The sequence below is a fragment of the Microbacterium sp. Root61 genome (assembly GCF_001427525.1).
Taxonomy (GTDB): Bacteria; Actinomycetota; Actinomycetes; order Actinomycetales; family Microbacteriaceae; genus Microbacterium.
In genome coordinates, this window is the sequence record NZ_LMGU01000001.1 from 3,474,321 (window position 1) to 3,494,292 (window position 19,972).

A 19,972-nucleotide genomic window follows, 5' to 3' on the forward strand; every position below is an offset into this window, starting at 1 on the left:
CCTCAGCCGTGAGCGCGGCGACCGCCGGCCGCCTCGTCAACGATCTGGGCGATGCGAGCAGCGCGTGTGGCGTCTCGAGCGGCACTGACGATCTGCCACAGCATCTGCTTGCGTGCGCTGGGCGGAAAGTCGTCCCGCACCGTTTGTTCATCACGGACACGATCACGTCCATTCGCGCGAGCGGAACCCTAGGGTTGAACGACCACTCCACCACGGAAGGCTCAGCATGCGCGTGACACCCCGGGCTTGGATCGGCTTCGCGATCTGGGCCGGCTACGTCCTTGTCATCATCAGCGTCACTCTGCTCAGCGGTGTCCCGTACCCAGACATCGGCACATCCGCAGAATCAACGTGGCGGGGTGCCGTCTTGGATCTCGCCGTCGGCGGGGCCCTTCTGGCGATCCTCGCAACCGTGCTCGGGTGGTGGCGTCCAGCCCTGTTCGAGCGCACGCGGGCCCACCACAAGTGGCCGATCTTCGTGCCGATCATCATGTTCATCGCGGCCATCATGAACATCTTCAATACGGACTGGGCGCAGTTCGATGCATCCTTCCTCCTCTCACTCCTCGCACTAGGAGTGCTGGTCGGATTCAGCGAGGAGCTGATGGCGCGCGGCCTCGTGCTCACCTCCTTCCGCGCACGGTTCGCCGAAGGATGGGCGTGGTTCCTTTCCAGCCTCTTGTTCGGTCTCATGCACCTGGCGAACGCCGTTCTCGGCGCACCGTTGCTCGCGTCACTCGCGCAGGCCGGTCTCGCATTCGCATCCGGTACCGCGTTCTACATCGTGCGCCGCGTCACTGGATCCTTGGTCTGGGCGATGTTGCTGCACGGCCTCTGGGACGTCTCCGTATTCGCCGTCGGGCACGCACCCGTCTCGGCCGCACTCGGATCGATCCTCGGGCCCGTTGTCGGAATCCTCGCGCTCGCCGTCGTCTACTGGGTCATCAAGGGCGCCGACGAACGACCCGTCACGACCACTCCGACCGCCAACCCGGCCGTCGCATAGTCCTTCTCGTCGAGGACGGGTTCGGCAGGAAGCGGGGCCATCGGTACGGGCTCACTCACAGAGAACCCGCGTCAACTCGGTCGAGGCGATCTACGGTCTCGTCTCACTGAGGCGCGTGGGCAGCACCTCGGTCAGGGCCGTTGCAAGGCTGGAGAACCTCGATTCTTCCAGAGGGCGCCGAACGAGCGCGTTCTCGCGCACAGGAACGAATCCAGCGCAAGCCAGCTGCTCCCGTGCCATCCATCTGATCCATAGCCGCGGAAACAGTCGGTCGGTGTCAGCGCGAACATCGGCGGCGACTGCGTTGTCGGCACCAAGACTGAATATGCGCGTCGGCGTCGCTTCGACTTTCAGTGGGCGGCCGCCGAATGGACGCTGCAGCTCCCAGATCTCCACACACCCGTCACGAACGACAACTCCCACCCAGGAGAGTGGCCCTTCATGAGGGAACCGTCGCTGAGCAAGGAGGCCCGGTGCGGCGAACGAGCCTTCCGTGAGCAGCCCGACCGCGGCGGTGTCGCGAGAGCCTTGTGCGGTCATCGCCAACCACAACGTCCGCCTCCATCGACGAGCTCGTAGGTGGAGAGCCGAGAAGATGAGCGCCGTCAGCAGACCCACGGCGGCAGCAACAACCAGGCTCCCCGTCTGCATCTTTCCCCTCCCCGCAGCGGTCTCGCCAGTACGTCGCTCCGTGGACGACTGGATGCCAACACTATCCGTGGCAGATCCTCTGGGGGAGTCGCAGCCGGCTCGCCATCCAAGAACCATGCCCCGCCCATAGGCGTCCGAATGGCGCCCTTGGGGCGGTCCTCCTGAATGCGGTATCGCTGGGCGGCTTGGGTGCGCCAGGAACGAATGAAGCACTGATCACTCTGTGGGAACGTCTTACCTAGGCCGAGGAAGATTCAGGAAGGCTCGCAAGGATACTCAATCGTTGCTCCGCCGCGGTCGAAGCTCGGTAGCGTGATCTTGTGTCTCAGCCCGATGCATTGGCCGCGGTCCTTGTTGCTGGGTGGTTTCCCGATCCGACCGGGCGCTTCGACCTGCGTTGGTGGGATGGTCGAGCTTGGTCCGACCACGTCTACGGATCGCACGGCTATGCGTCTGATTCCGTTTCCCAGACGTCCGCTGGGAGTAGAGGAAACAGGGGGCGCCTTGTTCCGGGGATTGTCCTGCTCGCGGTCTCTGCTCTGCCGACTGCGGTAGCGGGCCTCCTGCTGTGGTTTGCGGTGGTGATTGCGCTCAGCAACCCGATCGAGGGGATGGCGACGTTCTCGGCCTGGTTCATGAGCGTGCTGGCCAGCGTGTTCGCCGCAGTGCTCGCGGTCGTGGCGATTGCCGTGACGCAGGAGGAAACGGTCCCCGTCCGCGCACGCCGGACGGTGCTCGGTCTAGGCCTCGGAGTGATCGTGATCAACGCAGCTCTCGTGGCGGGACCGATCGTGGTCACGCTCGTAGGCGGCACCATCGAGTAGCGAGATGCCCGCGCTGTAGTGATCTCGATCCCGGTTCACTGCCCCGCAGGCTGGGCGGAAGGGATGTGCGCGCCGATGCTGTCGGGCAGCTCCCGCTTGCGCTCCGGGCGCCAGAAGTCGGTCAGATAGACGATCTTGCCCATCGGGTCGCCCATCCAGAGGTTGTCGAAACCTGGCGGCGTGGTGAAGTACATGTAGAAGGTGCTCTTGCCGATGTAGACGAGCGCGAACACGGTCTTCACGTTCCAGTTTGGACTGTCTCCCTCGGGTTCGAACCGAAGATAGACGGGGCTCTTCATGATGTTCACGGTGTCGATCGCGAATCCCACCCGTGGGTCGTTGAACTCTGGCCATTCGACGCGCACCTGCGGACTCGGCAGGTCAGGCTCCTTCGGACCGCGCCCGAGCACATACTCGCGCCATGAGCCGCGCTCGTAGTCGTCGGCTTCGCTGTCAAGCCGGAACTCCCTACCACCCAAGCCCAGATAGACCCTGCCGTCGGTACCCGCGTTCTCGACGTCCCCCGTGATGATCTGCACGAGGATTCCTGTGATCGCCGACATGACACTCTCCGTCCCTTGAGCCGGCATAGTGGTCGGCTGTTCGGAAGGGAGGAGCAGCAGGGGAGGGATGCTGATACCTCTGTGGGAGGCGATCCGTGCGTTGGGGGCTAGCCGAGCAGCGCCACACCGAAACCGGCCACGACAGCACGCAGTTCAGTGAGGTAACGCTGCGCCTGCTCGGTGAGTGGGATCACGGAATGGCCGATCCAACCGATCTCGATGCGTTCGTCGACGTCGAGCGGGATGGCGACGATCGCGGGATCGAGGTCGTCGCTGATGATGCCCGTCGAGATCGTGTAGCCGTCGAGTCCGATCATGAGGTTGAAGATGGTAGCGCGGTCGGAAACCCGGATCTCCTGCGGGCTCGAGAGGGTGGAGAGGATCTCCTCGGCGAAATAGAACGAGTTGTTCGCCCCCTGATCGAAGGTCAGCCGCGGCACGTCGGCGAGATCGGCGAGGGTGACACGATCTCGAGAGGCGAGTGGGTTCTTCCGGGAGATGAAGATGTGCGGCTCAGCGAGGAAGAGCGGGCGGAACGTGAGCCCGGAGTCGCGGAGCAGTTTGTCGATGACGTTCCGGTTGAAGTCATTGCGATAAAGGATGCCGAGCTCGCTGCGGAGCGTCCGGACATCCTCGATGATGTCCCATGTCCGCGTCTCACGCAGCGAGAACTCGTATTCGGCCGCGCCACTGCTCTTCACCATCCGGACGAACGCGTCGACGACGAACGAGTAGTGCTGCGCCGACACTCCGAGCAGGCGTCGCGACGGCGGCCGGCCGAGATAGCGCTGCTCTAGGAGCGCCACCTGCTCGGTGACCTGCCGCGCATACCCCAGAAACTCTGCACCGTCGGCGGTGAGCGTCACCCCGCGTGCCGAGCGGAGGAGGAGGGCGTGGCCCACCCGGGTCTCGAGGTCCTTCATCGCTGCCGACATGGTCGGCTGGGAGACATAGAGCAGGTCTGCCGCGGCGCTGATCGACCCCTCCGCGGCGACCTCGATGAAGTAGTGGAGCTGTTGCAGTGTGATCCCGCCTGATCCCCGAGCCATAGGCAGAGCCTATATCAAGGCATAGTCAGGTCGAGTTACCCGATAGTCGCACTGCGCCTGCACGATGGCTGTACAGACTTCCGCAAGGCCGAGCCCGGCCGATCAGCCACCAGATTGGCCACTCATGGCGAACGAGTTCACGTTCAACATCACCACTACCCGCTTCGACGAGGACTACGCACCGTCTGACAGCTCTCGGATCACCACGAACTTCGCGAATCTGGCCCGAGGCGAGCACCGTCAGCAGAACCTCCGCAACGCCCTGGCGATGATCGACCGCCGATTCAACGAGCTTGCGCACGGAGACAACCCGAACAGGGACCGCTACGGCGTGGAGCTCGAAATCGTCTCGGTCGAACTGGAGTTCACCGCGGGAGGCGAGGATCAGGAGTTCCCGCTTCTCGAGGTGCTCGACATTCAGATCGTCGACAGGCGGACCGGCGAACGCAGCCACGGGATCGTAGGGAACAACTTCTCGTCGTATGTCCGCGATTTCGACTTCAGCGTGCTGCTACCGGCCGCCACCGAGGCGGCGGGGAAGTTCACCGTTCCCGATGACTTCGGCGATCTGCACGGCAAGCTGTTCCAGCACTTCCTCGATTCTCCGGCGTACCAGGAGCGGTTCCTGACGTCGCCCGTGATCTGCATCAGTGTTTCGACGAGCAAGACCTACACCCGCACCGAGACCCGCCACCCGGTCCTCGGTGTCGAGTATCAGCAGGATGACTACTCCCTGACCGACGAGTACTTCGGGCGGATGGGGCTGCAGGTGCGATACTTCATGCCACCCGGCGGCGTCGCGCCGCTCGCGTTCTACTTCCGCGGTGATCTGCTGGGCGACTACTCCGATCTGCAGCTCAGCGGGACGATCAGCACGATGGAGACGTTCCAGAAGATCTACCGCCCGGAGATCTACAACGCGAACTCGGCCGCACCGAGTGTCTACCGACCGAGCCTGGAGCAGCAGGACTACTCGCGCACGCAGATCGCCTACGACCGCGTCGAGCGCAATCAGCTGGCGACGAAGCAGGGGAAGTACACGGAGGAACACTTCATGAAGCCCCACAAGAAGGTCCTGGAGCAGTGGGCCGCCACCTACCCCACGCCCGTCCGATGACCAGCGGAGAATCGTCGATCATGAACTCGCTCCTGCCCACCTCCATCGTCGGCAGTCTGCCGAAGCCGTCGTGGCTCGCCGAGCCGGAGACCCTCTGGTCTCCGTGGAAGCTGGAGGGTGATGCGTTGGTCGAGGGAAAGCAGGATGCGCTCCGCATCGCAGTCCAAGAGCAGCGCCGGCGCGGCATCGACATCATCAGTGACGGGGAGCAGACCCGCCAGCACTTCGTCACGACGTTCATCGAGCACCTCAGCGGCGTCGACTTCGAGCAGCGCGAGACGGTTCGAATCCGCAACCGGTATGACGCGAGCGTGCCGACCGTCGTCGGTGCCGTGAGCCGCGAGCAGTCCGTGTTCGTCGAGGACGCGAAATTCCTCCGCCAGCAGACCGATCAGCCGATCAAGTGGGCACTCCCGGGTCCGATGACGATGATCGACACGCTTTACGACCGGCACTACAAGAGCCGCGAGAAGCTGGCGTGGGAGTTCGCGACGATCCTCAATGAGGAGGCGAAGGAGCTCGAGGCTGCGGGAGTCGACATCATCCAGTTCGACGAGCCCTCGTTCAACGTCTTCTTCGATGAGGTGCAGGACTGGGGGGTGGCGACCCTGGAAAGAGCGGCAGAGGGACTGCGCGCGGAAACCGTCGTGCACATCTGCTACGGCTACGGGATCAAGGCGAACACCGACTGGAAGGCAACCCTCGGGGCGGAGTGGCGGCAGTACGAGCAGACGTTCCCGCTTCTGCAGCGCTCCATCATCGACACCGTCTCGCTGGAGTCTCAGCACTCCCATGTTCCGATGGACCTCATCGAGCTCATTCGTGGCAAGAAGGTCATGCTCGGGGCGATCGACGTGGCGAGCGAGACGATCGAGACCCCGGCGGAGGTCGCCGACACCCTCCGCAACGCGCTCAGGTTCGTCGACGCGGACAAGCTCATCCCGAGCACGAACTGCGGCATGGCGCCGCTGCCTCGTGACGTCGCACTCGGGAAGCTGAGCGCGCTCAGTGCGGGCGCGGACATCGTTCGCGAGGAGATCGCGGCCGCACAGCGCTGACGATGCGCCTCCTTGCGCGGGCACGGGGTAGCGAAGCTGGCCACGCATCCGATCGACTCGGCCAGCATCGAAGAGAGCCGCCAGGCCCTATCGTCAGGACTGCAGTCCCATGCTGTTCCGGGGGAAAGCCGCCGTCGACCCCATTGAAAACACTGGGATCGCGGCCCCTTCAACATAGACGCGACGGCGGGAGTCGAACCCACACAACTGCCGGGTATGAACCGGAGCCCGGGACCACCCGGATCGCCGCGATGACTCGACGCTAACCGGGGGCGGTGACATCCGCACAACGAGTTGCCGAACGTTTCGTGATGCGACGGTTCATGACGACGGCGCCACCTCGGCGCGGAGGACGACGACGTCGTGCTCCTCGAGCACGAACTGGAACGCCGTCCCGATCGGGAAGACCTCGCGGAGCTCAGCCGGTGAGTCGGCGGTCACGATGAACTCGGCGCTCGCCGGGAAGGGGCCGGCGCCGCACCCGACGTACATCGGACCGGAGATGGCGTCCGAGTCGGAGTCGATCGCGGGGGTGGGCACGACGTAGAGGCAGGAATCGTTGGCGGAGGCCGGCATCCAGCTCGCTCCGGTGATCGACACGGGAGTGAGGCCGTAGAAGTCGGCATGCACGCTGCCCTCGACATCCTGCTGGCCGCCGATGAACCCCGGCAGCGCCTTGCCCGGGATGGCTCCGAGCACCGCCACCTCCAACGGGTCGGCCTGCACTCGCCGCGTCACGGCCCACGAGACCAACGAGGCCACCACGATCGCGACCACCAGGGAGGCGATCCACGCGGCGGCCACCCGGCGCGGGCTCCACCACGTCGAGCGCGTATCGTCGGAGGGAGTCGCGTCTGCGGGGGCAGGCTCCTCCTCCGCAAGCCCGGGCTGCGACGCCTCTGGCTCGACAGCATCCGGCTCTCCTGAATCGACGCCGACCGGAGCAACAGCCGCCGGTACTTCCTCGACGTCCAGCACCGCAGGCTGCGAGGCCGCCTCCAGCTCCTGCAGCCGGCGCAGCGCATCGCGGTCGTCGGCGATATCCGCCTCGGGGCCGTAAGCCCTGGCACGCAGCGCCCGGAGCTCTTCGGCAGTCTGCTCGTCCATGGGGACCATCTTGGATCCTGGATGCCCCCTCCGCACGGGCGGTTCGGAATCAGGCGGACCGGCGGTCCGGCGGAGGCGGGGCATCCAGTGCTCGCACCATGCGCGACAGGATCTCGCGCAGTTCGGTGCGGTCCGGATCGGCGAGGTCGGTCGTGAACTCGACGCCCTCCGGGATGTACGACAGCCCGTACATCGTCTCGCGGATGTCGCGACCGCCGATCGGCCATCGGGTGCGATCGGCGTCCTCGGCTTCGGAGCCCTGCGACCACTCGCCGAAGTGCTCGCGCATGGCGGCGATCGGCAGCTCCATCACGACATCGGTCGCGACCGCCCGAGGGGTCCACGAAGCCACCCCCAGGAAGAGCTCGTCCACCTCTTCAGGGGTCAACGCGCGGGGCTCGAAGAGCACGCGGGTGTGGAACACCTCGGTCAGCCGATCGACACGGAACGTACGCCAGTCCTCCCGGTCGAGGTCCCAGCACAGCAGATACCAGTGCCGGTCGGCGGGCGCGAGAGTGTGAGGTTCGACCCGGCGTGTGGTCGTGGCATCCGCTCCCGAGGTGTACGTGAAACGGATGCGCTCGTGATCGCGGATCGCCAGGGCGAGGTCGCCGAGGATGTCGGGGGACACCGCGCTGCCGCGCCCGACGCCGATCGGCTGAACCACTTCGGCCAGCGCGGCGACGCGTCGTCGCAAATCCGCGGGGAGTACCTGTTCGAGCTTCGCCAACGCAGTCAGCGTCGTCTCGGGGCCGCCCACGAGCCGCTGGGTCGCCGCGGCACGCAGCCCGATCGCCATCGCGACGGCTTCCTCATCGGTCAACAGCAGCGGAGGCACAGCGGTGCCCGCTTCGAGTCGATACCCTCCCGCGACCCCGGGTGCGGACTCGATGCGGTAGCCCAGCTCGCGCAGCCGCTCGACGTCGCGGCGCACCGTGCGCTCGGTGACCCCGAGTCGGACGGCGAGCTCCGAGCCGGGCCAGTGACGGTGCGTCTGCAGCAGGTTCAGGAGCGAGAGCGCACGCGTCGTGGTGTCGGACATGTGTCGATTCTGGCGTGATATCAGGACCGTTCATGTCCGCGATCGGCGGGCGCGATCCCGGATCCCGGAGGAATACCCCAGGAAGACAGCCATTTGGGGGGCAGCGCTCCCGGTGCAGTTGTGGCTAGAGTGACGAACGAGTCGACCAAAGGGGCAGTTAGTGCCAGACGCAGACACGACGACGATCGAGCCTGCGCTCGTATCCTCGCCTCCGAAACGACCTCGCCGCGCCGGGCTCAGCATCCAATCGAAGCTGCTCATCATGCTGCTGGGTGTGAGTCTGGTCTCCTCGCTGATCGTCGGAGCCATCGGCTTCGTGAGCGGTCGCCAATCGCTGCAGGCGGCGGCTATCGATCAGCTCACGACGATCCGCGAGCTGCGAGCGTATGAGATCGAAAGCGTGATGGCCGGGATGCAGCGTGGCGTCACGCTCGATTCGCGCAACTTGAGCGCGCAGACCGCTTCCAAGGCGCTCAACGCCGGCTGGGACGAACTGCAGACGCGGGAGCTGACTCCCGACCAGGCAGCGGAGCTCGAGTCGTACTACGTCGACACCTTCATTCCTGATCTCGAGGCGCGCACCGGCGACGAGTACGGCGACACGGCCTTCATCCCCGAGTCCAACGCCGGCCGCTGGGCGCAGTACCACTTCACCGCGCAGATGTCGGACTTCGATACGGCGCTCGTGACCAACGACGGAAACGACGGCACGCCGTACTCGGCGGCTGCGGAGCAGTACGGCGACTACCTCACCCGTCTCGTGCAGACCGTGGGCTATGAAGACCTGTTGATGATGAATCTCGACGGCGACGTCGTCTACTCCGCGTACAAGGGCGTGGACCTCGGCACGAACCTCAACACGGGACCGTACCGTGACAGCCTCCTCGCCGACGCGTATCGCGCGACGATCGCGACCAACTCGGTTAACTCCCTTCAGACCACCGACTTCGAACGGTGGACACCGTCGCTCGGGATGCCGACGCTCTGGGTCGTGTCGCCGGTCGGCAATGACTCCGGCATCACCGGCGTCATGGCCGCGCAGATCCCGATCGCCGCTATCAACAACACGATGACCGGTTCGGATCAGTGGAAGCAGCAGGGCCTCGGCAACACGGGTGAGGTGTATCTCGCCGGTCGCGACGGACTGATGCGCAGCAGCTCCCGCGAGCTCATCCAGCATCCGGACACCTACGCGAAGAAGGTCGTCGCCGACGGGACCTCGCCCACCACCGCCGAGCGGATCATGGAGGTGAACGGCACCGTCCTGCTGCAGCCCGTGGACAAGTACTCGGCGCAGCAGGCGATCCTCGGCAAGACCGGAACGTCGATCTCGCAGGACTACATCGGCGGTGAGAGCATCACGGCCTACACGCCGCTCCAGATCGACGGCCTGGATTGGGTGGCCGTCGCCCGCATCGAATCAGGCGAGGCATTCGCCCCGGTGACCGACTTCACGCGCAACCTCGTGCTCTCGATGGTCGCCATCCTCCTCGGCGTGAGCCTGCTCTCCCTCGTGCTGGCGCAGGTGTTCACGCGGCCGGTCAAACAGCTCGTGGATGCGGTGCGGCGCGTCGCCGGGGGCGACCTCGCGGTGCAGGTGCCGCAGGGCTCACGGGACGAGTTCGGCGACCTGGGCGTGGCCTTCAACGACATGGCCGCCAGCCTGCGCCTGAAACAGGACCTCATCGACGATCAACGCGTCGAGAACGAGAAGCTGATGCACACCCTCATGCCGGAAACCGTTGCGGAGCGGTATCGGCAAGGCGAGGAGACCATCGCCGAAGACCACCAGAACGTGTCGGTCGTCTTCGCCGAGCTTGTCGGGTTCGACGAGTTCGCCGATGCGCTGACCAGCGACCAGGAGATCGCGCAGCTCAACATCCTGATGCGCGGGTTCGACGAGGCCGCGACCAAGACCGGGGTGGAGAAGGTCCGCAGCCTCCGCGGCGGCTACCTCGCCAGCTCCGGACTCATCGTGCCGCGGGTGGACAACGTGCGGCGCGCGGTCGATTTCGCCCGCGAGATGCGCGCGGTCGTGCAGCGCTTCAACTCGCAGAACGGCACATCGCTCGACCTTCGCGCCGGCGTCGACACCGGCACGGTGACGAGCGGCCTGGTCGCGCGGACGAGTCTCGCCTACGACCTGTGGGGGGATGCCGTGAGCCTCGCCTACCGGGTCCGCTCGGTGACCGGCCAGCCGGGCATCTTCGTGAGCCAGTCGGTGCGTGACCGTATGCAGGACTCGGTCGTGTTCGCCGAAGCCGGCACGGTCGAGCTGCAGGGCAAGACCCAGACGGTGTGGCGGGTCGAGTAGCCATGGAGATCCTGTCCGAAGCGTGGCTCTGGTGGGCGCTCGCGATCGCCATCGGGGTTCCGATCCTCCTCGTCGTTCTGACTGAGCTGATCGGCGCGATGACCCGGCGGGGCAATCCCGCGGCCGGGCCACTGCGGCTGCTGCGCAACTGGGTGATCCCGTTCGCCGCGCTCTTCGCGCTGCTCGCCTTCGCCCTCCGCTCGGACGCCGACAACGTCTGGCCCCGCGTCGTGGCGACGATCCTCGGGTTCCTCGTCATCCTGCTGCTGCTCAGCGCCTTCAATGTGGCACTCTTCGCCAACGCGAAGGAGGGATCGTGGCGCAAGCGGATTCCTTCGATCTTCGTGGAGATCGCCCGACTCGTCCTGGTGGTCGTCGGCCTGGCGCTGCTGTTCAGCTGGGTGTGGGAGGCGGATGTCGGTGGCCTGATCGCTGCGCTGGGCGTCACATCGATCGTGATCGGCCTCGCCCTGCAGAACGCGGTCGGTGGCGTGATCTCCGGTCTGCTCCTCCTGTTCGAGCAGCCGTTCAAGATCGGCGACTGGCTGGATATCGGCAGCGTGCAGGGGCGCGTGATCGAGGTGAACTGGCGCGCTGTGCACATCGACACGGGGTCGGGCATCCAGATCGTCCCGAACTCGACGCTGTCCGGCGCATCCTTCACCAACATGAGTCAGCCCGACGGTCCCTTCTTCACGTCGACGTCGCTCAAGTTCACGACCGACGATCCGCCGCACGAGGTCATCGCGCTCCTGATCGAGGTCGCCGATTCGCTGCCGATGCGGGCGAGGGGTGAGCGCGCGTCCGCGGACTACCTGGGCGCCGGCGCGTACTCGGTGACCCTGCCCGTGCAGGGCCCGGCCGTGGTGCAACAGGCGATGAGCCTGTATCTCGCGTGGCTCTGGTACGCCGCACGCCGGCGCGGGCTCGCGCTCGACGGAGACTCGACCGACCCGATCGCCGAGCCGGGGCGCCTCGAACGTGCCGTCGATGTGGTCGGGCCGACCCTCCATCTCGGCGACGGCGAGCGGGAGGCAGTGCTCGCGACCGCGCGCCTCGAGCGGTTCGGGATGGGCGAGGTCGTCCTGCGGTCCGGTGTGGTGCCCTCCGAGATCCTGTTCATCGCCGAAGGATCGGTCCGCGTCGCGGTCGAGGCCGGCGGTGGCCGGATCGACTTCGGCGTCGCGGAGGTGGGCGACTACATCGGTCAGACGGCCCTGACGCGTGAGCCGACGCTCACCGTGGCGGTCGCCGCGACGGTCACGACCGTGCTCATCGTGCCGTTGGAGACGATTGACGCCCTCGTGCGCGCACGCCCGCTGCTCGCCCGCGAGATCGGCGAGTCGATCGAGTTGAAGCGCAAGCTCGCTGCCGAGGCGCTCGCCGCGGCAGGGATCGTGCGCGGCTCGCTCGGCGGCGGCTGACCCGAAGGCCTGCCTGTCAGCGAGCGGATGCCTCGGCATGGCGCTGCGCGCGTCGGGCGAGTCCGACCAGCCCGGTGACCAGGGCCAGTCCGCCGATCGCGAGGATCGAGTAGGAGACCGTCGAGAGCGCGGTCAGGCTCGTCAGCCAATCGCCGACCGCCGCGCCGCGGTCGGGATCGATGACGATCCAGAACGCGCCGGCCGCGATCGCGCCCAGGACGATGCCCCAGATGACGGCGGCCCACCGGATCCGGGGGCGGGGGAGCGGCTCGGGTACTACCGGTGCCGTCGACCATGTGGTCGCGGCATCCGGGATCTCGAGTGTAGGGGTGGTGTCGAACGTGTCGGGGGTGTCCATGTCGTGCCTCACTGCTCGTAGATGATGACGTGCACGTTGCCGGCCTGCTCGATGGTGATCGGCACCGTCGTCAGCGATTCGTCGCCGCGCCGATTCGGCATCTGCCAGCTGTAGCTGCGCAGCCCGTCCTCGAGTCGATCGGGGGCGACGTCGCCGTCGCTGATCGCTGCGCCGTCGTTGAAGTCGACACGCGTGAACGAGACGGTCCCGCTGTTGGCGAGCCTCGCATCCAGGTCGAGCTCGGTGCCGGGCCAGACCTCGATCGTGGTCGGCCCGGTGCCCTTGCGCAGCACGATGGCTCCCGTCGTGATGTTCTCATCGCTCAGGGGTGAGATCGAGATCGACGTGTCGCCGAACGGCTGGATGAATCGCTGGTCCGCCGTGCTCACCGTCGACAGGGATGCGCCGGGCCACAGCAGCGTGCTGGTCGTCGTCGTCACGCCGGTGATCACACCCACGCCGAGGAAGAGGATGGTGACGAACGCGAGGAAGCCGCTGCGCCGACGGAGCAGGCCGACCACGACCATCCCGGTTGCGCAGACGATCGCCGCGGCCAGGAGCCCGGCCGTCGCGGCGCTCACGACCCCGGCGGGCTCCGCCACGACGAGCGTCGTCAGGGCGCCCGTGATCAGTGCTGTTCCGACGATGGCGAGGACGGCCACAGCACTGGCCCGCGGTTTGGTCGCGCGTCGTACGCGACGGCGCTCGGCCGACTCCGCGGCGAAGGCGGCGCTGGCTGTCTCGCGTTCACGGCGGGACTGCTCGCGTGCCGCGGCATCCGCATCCGCCTGCTGGCGACGCCACGCCTCGTGCTCCACCCGCCATGCCTCGTGCCGGACCCGCCAGGCCGCGAGCTCGTCGGCCGAGGCGTCCGTGGGAGCGGCCACGGGCGCGGACGGCTCGGCCACCGGCAGCGGTGCAGCGACCGGCACGGATTCGGCGACCCAGGCAGCCGCGGGGCCCGCTTCGGTGTCGGGGAACGGCCCCGGGGCGGCGGGGTCCGCGGAAGCCGTCTGCGGATCCAACACAGTCCCGCCCCGGGGGGTCTTGGCGGCGCGCACCACGAGCCACACGACGAGGCCGATCGCGCCGAGCACGGCCAGCACCGTGAACAAGGTGTTGAGGACCGCGATCGGCCCGGACACCGCCCATCCCATCGTGCTCCACGCACCGTCGCCCATGTATTGGAACGGCCATCCGAGTACCGCCCACATCCAGGGCACGACCGGCACGAAGCTGACGAGGGCCATGATCGCGATCGCGACGAGCGACGGCTCGAACACGCCGCGGCCGAGCTGCTGCAGCGGGATCCGGCCGTTCAGGTCCGGCAGCAGTGCCCAGGCGATCGCGTAGATCAGCAGTGCGGGGAAGCCGATGAGGGCCGCCACCACGAAGATGCCCCGCACGATGAGGGGGTCGATTCCGATGCGCGCGGCGATCCCGCTGCACACACCGCCGAGCCAGCCGCGGGTGCGGGGGATGCCCAGGCTCCGGATCCACGCGAAGAAGCGGTTCTCGGGGTGCGGCATCCCCGCCGGCGCCGAGGGCGGCGGACCGGGGTCGGTGAGAAACGGGGACGTCGTATCGGTCATGGATCCAGCCTGGCGGCGCCGCTCGAGCGTCGCTATGGGGTGAAACCCTGATCCGTCCCTGATCCTGAGCCCCGTCCCCCCTGGTCGGGGGAGCGAGGGTGATTGGATGTGAGCATGACGACCACCGCCGACGCCGTAGCCGTCGCGCCCGATGCCGAGCGGATGCCGCGCCCCGCGCTGCGGCGTCCGCGTGCGGTGCTCGTCACCGGCGTGGCGGAGGGGCTGGCCGCGCACCTGCGCTGGTCGCGGCCCGCGGTGCGCGCCCTCTTCGTCGTGCTGAGCTTCTTCTGGGGCGCGGGCGTCCTGCTCTACCTCTGGTTCTGGGCGCTGATGCCGGTCGTCGAGTCCGACCCGACCGTCGCCGTCGACCAGCCGACCACCCATCGCGCGCCCGTCGCCTGGATTCTCGCCACGGTCGCCGCGATCAGCGCCGTGGTCATGTTCGGAGCGATCGGAATCGACAGCGGCGATTCGCCGTCGTGGCTCGCCGCGAACGTCGTCACGGTCTCGTGCGCCGTCGGCGCCGGCCTGTGGGCCACGCTCATCGACCGGCGTGATCCCTCGCGGGGGCTGCGGCACGAGCGGGCGATCCGCGTCGTCGTGACCATCGTCCTGGCGGTGGTCCTCCTGGCCCTGTTGACGAGCTTCCGCGGCGCCCCCTGGCTGGCCTTCTTCGCCGCCATCTTCACCCTGCTCGGCATCGCGGCCGTCTACTCCTCCACCTTGATCGACAAGCTGCGCGACCTGTCGCGCGAGCGGGTGCGCCGCATCCGCGAGGAGCAGCGCAGCGAGATGGCCGCCCATCTGCACGACTCCGTGCTGCAGACGCTCGCGCTCATCCAGAACCGTGCCGGGGCGTCGAGCGAGGTCGCCCGCCTCGCCCGCGCGCAGGAGCGCGAACTGCGCAGCTGGCTCTTCGACGGCGACACTCCCGCCGACAGCGACCTGGCCACCGACCTCCGTGACTACGCGGCCGCCCTCGAGCTGGACTATCCCGTGCACATCGAGGTCGTCTCGGCCGGCACCTCCACCGAGCGGGCGAGCGGCGAGGTGGCCGCAGCCGCCCGCGAGGCGATGCTCAACGCCTCCCGCCATGCCGGCGGCGAGGTATCCGTGTACATCGAAGGCGCCGGTGCCACGGTCGATGTATACGTGCGCGATCGGGGTCCGGGCTTCGATCTCGCCGAGGTGCCGGGCGACCGACTCGGGGTGCGGCAGTCGATCATCGGACGGATGCGGCGGGTCGGCGGGTCGGCGACGGTCGGCCCCGGCGTGGGCGGCGCCGGCACGCAGGTCCACCTGCGATTCGAGCGAGCGGACGGCGCACATGGGTGATCTGGTGCGCGTGGTGATCGTCGACGATCACTCCATCTTCCGCTCCGGCCTGCGCGCCGACCTGGATGCGTCGGTGCAGGTCGTCGCGGAGGCGGAGGACGTGGCATCCGCCGTCCGCATGATCGAGGAGCATCAGCCCGACGTCGTGCTGCTGGATGTGCATCTTCCGGGTGCGGAGGGCGCCGCCCCCACGGGAGGCGAGGCCGTACTCCGGGCCACGGGAGCCCGCGCGCCGCAGACCCGCTTCCTCGCGCTCAGCGTCTCGGATGCCGCAGAAGACGTCGTGCGCGTCATCCGCGCCGGGGCGCGCGGCTACATCACGAAGGGCTCCTCTGGTGCGGACGTGAGCCGCGCCGTGCACGCGGTCGCCGGCGGCGATGCCGTGTTCTCGCCGCGGCTGGCGGGCTTCGTGCTCGATGCCTTCGGCGCGGTCGCGGGGGAGACGGCCGTCGCCACCGACGAGCTGGACCGCCTGTCGGCGCGCGAGCAGGAGGTCATGCGGCTGATCGCCCGCGGATACTCCTACAAGGAGGTGGCCGCCGATCTCTTCATCTCGATCAAGACCGTTGAGACGCACGTGTCGGCGGTGCTGCGCAAGCTTCAGCTGTCCTCCCGCCACGAGCTCACCGCCTGGGCCACCGCGCGGCGGCTGCTGTAGCCGAGGGGCATCCGGAGGCCGACGAGATCATCCGCTCCGGGTGAGGGGTCCCGCCCAGTCGCGCACTACGGTTTCGGTCAGGACGCTCCCGACGCCGATCGGCGGAGCGCAGACGAGAGGCACCCCATGAGCGACGACCAGACGCAGCCGATGACTCCCCAGACCGCGCCGGTCGAGCCGCCCAAGTCCAAAGGCATCGGTCTCGCGGCCATCATCTGGACCGGTGTCGGTGTGGTTCTGCTGTCGTTCGTCGCCTCCTTCCTCGGTGCCTCGCTGGCGCGGTCCATGGACGAGGCCGAACCTGTAGCGTCCGTCGCGTCGACGCCCACGCCTTCGGCGGAGATCGACTACGAAGCCGCCCTGGAGGAGATCCTGCCGGCGGGGGCCGCGGTGCGGGCGGGCTCGGGCGTTCCTGAAGCGGGCAAGGGCTACGCCGGAGAGGTGTACATCGACATCTCGACGAGCGACGTGTACGTCTTCCGGGACAGCGAGTGGGTGCTCGCCGGCAACATCCGCCAGTCCGCGGCCGCCAACCTCACCGGGGCGACCGGTGAGGCCGGGGCCGCAGGTGCTCCGGGTGCGTCGGGTGCTCCGGGTGCCTCAGGTGCACCGGGCGAGGCGGGCACGCAGCTGAGCCTCGGCGTCGGAGCGCCGGAGTCGGAGACCTGCCAATCGGACGGCGATGTCTACATCGACACGACGCTGCTGCAGTTCTACGAATGCACCGCGGGCGAGTGGACGCTGTTCGGGCCGACGCCCACACCGACCCCCGAGCCCTGAGGTGTGACGGAGGCGGGCCGCGCGCTCCACTAACGTTGCACCATGGCGACGGCGACACGGCGGGGAGTTCTCGCCGTCGCGACCGCCCTCGTGCTGATCGCCTTGAGCGTCGGGCTCGGAGTCGTCGTCAGCGATGCACTCGGCATCACCGCCGAACCGGCCGAGACGATGGGCGAACCCGCGGCGGTCGTTCCCGCGGTGGCGCCCGCCGTCGCCCCGCCCCGCTTCACCACCGTCGAGGTGCCCACGGGCCCGCGATACGACGTGGCACTCGAAGAGCTGATGGATGCCACGGCCGCCGCCCCGGCGCGTGCGGGCGAGGCATCCCTGACCGTCGTCGTCGGCGAGGGCGCCGCGGCGGACGAGGCGTATTCCTTGACCGGCACGTCGACCGCGCTGCGCATCGATGCCGCGGGCGAAGCCGGAGCCGTGCGCGGCATCTACGACCTCGCCGCCGCTGTGCGCGGCGGTCGCTCGATCACCGAGTCGCTCGGCGCCGAGGTCACCTCGCGTCTCCCGTTCCGCATGGTCGACCTCGGCGCCGTCGGCGTGGACCCCGACCCGGCGGAGTGGGAGGACGGTACCGACTACTCGCACGCGTCGAAGGCGTTCACCGACGTCCTGCTGCCCGAAGCCCCGTACATCGATCAAGCCGCGCTCGCCGACGCGTATGCGGACTTCGACGAGTTCGTCCGGCACTCCCTCGCGAACGGGTACAACGCCCTGGCCTGGCCCGGATTCGTCGAGTACACGACGTTCGCGGATGCGCCGGACGGCCCGGTGTACCCCGAAGGCGACGACCACACCGCCAAGGCACTCGCCCTGCGCGAGGCCTTCGGTCCGTTCTGGGACCGCGCCGACGAGCTCGGCATGAAGGTGTTCCTGCGCACCGACATGCTCACCCTGACCACCCCGCTCCAGCAGTACCTCGAGAACCGGTTCGGGTCGCTCGACACAGAGAACCCCGAGCTCTGGGATGTCTACGCCTCTGGTCTGGACGAGCTCTACGCGGCGGAGCCCGCGCTCGACGGCGTGCTCATCCGCATCGGCGAGGCCGGCCGGGTGTACGACGTCGAGGGCTGGGACTACTACTCGGCGCTGGCCGTCACCAGCGTCGATGCCGTGCGGACCATGCTCACCACGCTCACGGCTCAGGCCGAGGCATCCGATCGCGAAGTGATCTTCCGCACGTGGAGCGTCGGCGTCGGCGCGGTCGGCGACATGCACACCAGCGCCGCGTCGTACGAGGCCGTGCTCGGCGGCATCGACTCTCCGGCGCTCATCGTGTCGACCAAATACACGCTCGGCGACTTCTACAGCTGGCTGCCGCTGAACGACACTCTGGAGCAGGGCGACCAGCGCCGCATCGTCGAATTCCAGTCGCGGCGCGAGTTCGAGGCGTTCGGGTCGTTCCCGAACGACCTGGGGTCGCAGTACAAGTGGGCGATCCAGGAGCTGCTCGCGGCGAACCCGAAGATCGAGGGCATCTGGACCTGGACCCAGGACGGCGGTCCATGGCGGGCCGGACCCATGACCCTGTACCTCAAGGCCGGGTTCTGGCAGCTGTACGAACTCGACACGCAGATCGCGGCATCCCTCGCCCGCAACCCGGACACGGACGTCGAGCAGGTCACCCTCGACTGGGCGCGGGAGTGGTTCTCGGATGACCCGGCCACGGTGTCGGCGATCCTCGAGGCGATGGCCCTGTCGCGCTCGGCGATCGAGCAGGGGCTCTACATCCAGCCGTACGCCGACCAGCGGGTGGCCGCGATCGGTCTCGAGCCGCCGCCGATGATGTGGATCTTCGAGTGGGACATCCTCACCGGCGACTCCGCCGCACTCGACGTGATCTACGCGATCGCGCGGGACCGGCTGGACGAGGCGATCGCCGGTGGCGAGCAGGCCGTCGCGGACGCCGAGCGCATGCGGGACCTCGTCACCTCGACGGATGCCGCGGCCTGGCACGACCCGCAGATGCGCGACGCGTTCGTCCAGACCATGGACTACGAGGTCGACGTGCTGCGCATGCTCTCCTCGTACCGTGCCATGGTGCTGCACCAGGCGCAGTGGCATGACACCCTCTCCACCGCCGCGCACGATGCCTGGGCGTCCGACCGCGCGGAGTTCGAGAAGCTCGCGGCTGCCCACCTGGAGACCTACCAGGGCAACATCGACTACCCGGCGTGGAATCTCACCGCGGCCGAACTCGGCGTGCAGCGTGCCGACCGCGACCTGGCGATGGCCTGGATCGCGCGCGTGCTGCTCGTGCTCGCGCTGGCCTGGGTCTTCATCGGCATCCTCGCCGCCCGCACGCGACTGGTGCGCCGCCCCGGCGCCGCCGCGGCCAGGGCGTCGTGGCTCGCCTCGACGCGCCCCTGGCGCGCGCGGGAGTCCACGCTCGGCATGATGCTGCTGGACCGCTGGCTGCTGCTGATCGTTCCGGCGGGCCTGCTGGTCATCACGCGCGCCGTGCAGACCTCCTTCCTCGCGCCCGTGCAGCTGGCCGTCGTCCTCAGCGCCTGGGTCGTGTTCGCCCTCGTCGCCCGCTTCTTCGCATGGGGGCGTTCGCCGTGGCCGCTCATCGCCGCGGTCGGCGGTGTCGTCATGCTGCGCTGCATCCTGGTGCTCGCTGCCCTGTCGTTCACCGGCCCCGGAGGGTACTGGTTCGCGTTCTGGACCGACCCGGTCCGCCGCACGCTCTACATCGCCGTCGCGTTCGCCCTCTTCATCTGGGTGTTCGTCGCCGCCGGATGGGCGATGGCCGCGCAGATCGGCGCTCGTCGAGCGACGGGTGCAGTGCTCGCGGCTGTCGGCGCCGGGCTTGCGGTGCCGGCCACGGTCGTCGCCGCCATCGGACTGGAGACCGCGCTCACCGCCTGGAACGACCAGCTCGGGCTGCTGCCGTGGGGTCTCGCGCGCATCCTCGGCATCACGGTGTACCTCGACATCCCGGCGTCCACCGCCTGGTACGCGGCAGCCTTCGGCGCCCTGCTCGCCATCGTCGGCACGCTCCTCGCGCTGCCGCGGCGACGCCGCGCGACCGTTCCCTCCGCCACGGAGTGAGCCACGGGCCCACCCGGCCCGGATATGCGCG

Annotated in this window: 17 protein-coding genes and 1 tRNA gene; 10 read left to right on the top strand and 8 right to left on the bottom strand. The window is 68.1% G+C overall.

The window, feature by feature from the left end; translation table 11 throughout:
* Positions 1–2: 2 nt before the first annotated feature.
* Positions 3–140: a YdeI/OmpD-associated family protein gene (locus tag ASD65_RS19460; protein ID WP_200948685.1), complete on the bottom strand. Its 138-nt coding sequence runs from the start codon at positions 138–140 to the stop codon at positions 3–5.
* An 86-nt stretch (positions 141–226) separates the two neighbouring features.
* Here ASD65_RS19460 and ASD65_RS16180 point away from each other — a divergent pair, with 86 nt between their 5' ends.
* Both ASD65_RS16180 and ASD65_RS18860 read left to right on the top strand, forming a co-directional pair.
* Positions 227–1,006, top strand: coding sequence for a CPBP family intramembrane glutamic endopeptidase (locus ASD65_RS16180; RefSeq protein ID WP_056224248.1), 780 nt, complete (start codon positions 227–229; stop codon positions 1,004–1,006).
* Between the two features lie 971 nt (positions 1,007–1,977).
* A complete protein-coding gene (locus ASD65_RS18860; RefSeq protein ID WP_082561834.1) occupies positions 1,978–2,481 on the top strand; it encodes a DUF2510 domain-containing protein in 504 nt (167 codons plus the stop codon).
* Between the two features lie 35 nt (positions 2,482–2,516).
* Here the strand turns inward: ASD65_RS18860 and ASD65_RS16190 are convergent, their stop codons facing one another.
* Entirely contained in the window at positions 2,517–3,020 is a 504-nt protein-coding gene (locus ASD65_RS16190) for a hypothetical protein (RefSeq protein ID WP_156378903.1), read from the bottom strand.
* Positions 3,021–3,151: 131 nt separating this feature from the next.
* Positions 3,152–4,093, bottom strand: coding sequence for a LysR family transcriptional regulator (locus ASD65_RS16195; protein WP_056224254.1), 942 nt, complete (start codon positions 4,091–4,093; stop codon positions 3,152–3,154).
* Positions 4,094–4,217: 124 nt separating this feature from the next.
* On the opposite strand from ASD65_RS16195, the gene ASD65_RS16200 reads away from it, so the two are divergent.
* Positions 4,218–5,210 (top strand): DUF1852 domain-containing protein, encoded by a 993-nt coding sequence (locus ASD65_RS16200; protein WP_056224257.1) that lies wholly within the window; start codon positions 4,218–4,220, stop codon positions 5,208–5,210.
* A gap of 20 nt (positions 5,211–5,230) precedes the next feature.
* Positions 5,231–6,268 carry a methionine synthase gene (locus ASD65_RS16205; RefSeq protein ID WP_056225105.1) on the top strand — a complete coding sequence of 346 codons (1,038 nt, stop codon included), beginning with the start codon at positions 5,231–5,233 and terminating at the stop codon, positions 6,266–6,268.
* 178 nt (positions 6,269–6,446) lie between these two features.
* Here ASD65_RS16205 and ASD65_RS19110 read toward each other — a convergent pair.
* The 3 genes from ASD65_RS19110 to ASD65_RS16215 form a co-directional block, all read right to left on the bottom strand.
* Positions 6,447–6,519, bottom strand: a tRNA-Met gene (locus ASD65_RS19110).
* A gap of 70 nt (positions 6,520–6,589) precedes the next feature.
* A complete protein-coding gene (locus tag ASD65_RS16210) occupies positions 6,590–7,375 on the bottom strand; it encodes a hypothetical protein (RefSeq protein WP_156378904.1) in 786 nt (261 codons plus the stop codon).
* A 49-nt stretch (positions 7,376–7,424) separates the two neighbouring features.
* Positions 7,425–8,417: a helix-turn-helix transcriptional regulator gene (locus ASD65_RS16215; RefSeq protein ID WP_056224261.1), complete on the bottom strand. Its 993-nt coding sequence runs from the start codon at positions 8,415–8,417 to the stop codon at positions 7,425–7,427.
* A gap of 160 nt (positions 8,418–8,577) precedes the next feature.
* On the opposite strand from ASD65_RS16215, the gene ASD65_RS16220 reads away from it, so the two are divergent.
* Positions 8,578–10,731, top strand: a complete 2,154-nt coding sequence (locus tag ASD65_RS16220) for an adenylate/guanylate cyclase domain-containing protein (protein WP_056224263.1) — start codon at positions 8,578–8,580, stop codon at positions 10,729–10,731.
* 2 nt (positions 10,732–10,733) lie between these two features.
* Complete coding sequence (locus ASD65_RS16225) at positions 10,734–12,155, top strand: mechanosensitive ion channel domain-containing protein (protein WP_056224264.1); 1,422 nt, start codon at positions 10,734–10,736, stop codon at positions 12,153–12,155.
* Between the two features lie 16 nt (positions 12,156–12,171).
* Here the strand turns inward: ASD65_RS16225 and ASD65_RS16230 are convergent, their stop codons facing one another.
* Positions 12,172–12,513 (bottom strand): hypothetical protein, encoded by a 342-nt coding sequence (locus ASD65_RS16230; RefSeq protein ID WP_056224266.1) that lies wholly within the window; start codon positions 12,511–12,513, stop codon positions 12,172–12,174.
* Positions 12,514–12,521: 8 nt separating this feature from the next.
* Positions 12,522–14,105 carry a PspC domain-containing protein gene (locus ASD65_RS16235; RefSeq protein WP_056224268.1) on the bottom strand — a complete coding sequence of 528 codons (1,584 nt, stop codon included), beginning with the start codon at positions 14,103–14,105 and terminating at the stop codon, positions 12,522–12,524.
* Positions 14,106–14,219: 114 nt separating this feature from the next.
* On the opposite strand from ASD65_RS16235, the gene ASD65_RS16240 reads away from it, so the two are divergent.
* The 4 genes from ASD65_RS16240 (at position 14,220) to ASD65_RS16255 (ending at position 19,941) form a co-directional block, all read left to right on the top strand.
* Entirely contained in the window at positions 14,220–15,440 is a 1,221-nt protein-coding gene (locus ASD65_RS16240; protein WP_056224269.1) for an ATP-binding protein, read from the top strand.
* Complete coding sequence (locus ASD65_RS16245) at positions 15,433–16,098, top strand: response regulator (protein WP_056224271.1); 666 nt, start codon at positions 15,433–15,435, stop codon at positions 16,096–16,098. Before ASD65_RS16240 ends, ASD65_RS16245 begins: the two co-directional genes overlap by 8 nt.
* 126 nt (positions 16,099–16,224) lie before the next feature.
* Complete coding sequence (locus tag ASD65_RS19115) at positions 16,225–16,878, top strand: hypothetical protein (protein ID WP_056224273.1); 654 nt, start codon at positions 16,225–16,227, stop codon at positions 16,876–16,878.
* Between the two features lie 42 nt (positions 16,879–16,920).
* On the top strand, positions 16,921–19,941 hold the full coding sequence (locus ASD65_RS16255; RefSeq protein ID WP_056224275.1) for a hypothetical protein: 3,021 nt from the start codon (positions 16,921–16,923) through the stop codon (positions 19,939–19,941).
* Positions 19,942–19,972 lie beyond the last annotated feature (31 nt).

Excerpts from the sequence above, each read along its gene's own strand:
- ASD65_RS16180 (WP_056224248.1), top strand. The coding sequence starts at position 227 with ATGCGCGTGACACCCCGGGCTTGGATCGGCTTCGCGATCTGGGCCGGC.
- ASD65_RS16195 (WP_056224254.1), bottom strand. The coding sequence starts at position 4,093 with ATGGCTCGGGGATCAGGCGGGATCACACTGCAACAGCTCCACTACTTC.
- ASD65_RS16200 (WP_056224257.1), top strand. The coding sequence starts at position 4,218 with ATGGCGAACGAGTTCACGTTCAACATCACCACTACCCGCTTCGACGAG.
- ASD65_RS16205 (WP_056225105.1), top strand. The coding sequence starts at position 5,231 with ATGAACTCGCTCCTGCCCACCTCCATCGTCGGCAGTCTGCCGAAGCCG.
- ASD65_RS16210 (WP_156378904.1), bottom strand. The coding sequence starts at position 7,375 with ATGGACGAGCAGACTGCCGAAGAGCTCCGGGCGCTGCGTGCCAGGGCT.
- ASD65_RS16215 (WP_056224261.1), bottom strand. The coding sequence starts at position 8,417 with ATGTCCGACACCACGACGCGTGCGCTCTCGCTCCTGAACCTGCTGCAG.
- ASD65_RS16225 (WP_056224264.1), top strand. The coding sequence starts at position 10,734 with ATGGAGATCCTGTCCGAAGCGTGGCTCTGGTGGGCGCTCGCGATCGCC.
- ASD65_RS16230 (WP_056224266.1), bottom strand. The coding sequence starts at position 12,513 with ATGGACACCCCCGACACGTTCGACACCACCCCTACACTCGAGATCCCG.
- ASD65_RS16235 (WP_056224268.1), bottom strand. The coding sequence starts at position 14,105 with ATGACCGATACGACGTCCCCGTTTCTCACCGACCCCGGTCCGCCGCCC.
- ASD65_RS16240 (WP_056224269.1), top strand. The coding sequence starts at position 14,220 with ATGACGACCACCGCCGACGCCGTAGCCGTCGCGCCCGATGCCGAGCGG.
- ASD65_RS16245 (WP_056224271.1), top strand. The coding sequence starts at position 15,433 with ATGGGTGATCTGGTGCGCGTGGTGATCGTCGACGATCACTCCATCTTC.
- ASD65_RS19115 (WP_056224273.1), top strand. The coding sequence starts at position 16,225 with ATGAGCGACGACCAGACGCAGCCGATGACTCCCCAGACCGCGCCGGTC.
- ASD65_RS16255 (WP_056224275.1), top strand. The coding sequence starts at position 16,921 with ATGGCGACGGCGACACGGCGGGGAGTTCTCGCCGTCGCGACCGCCCTC.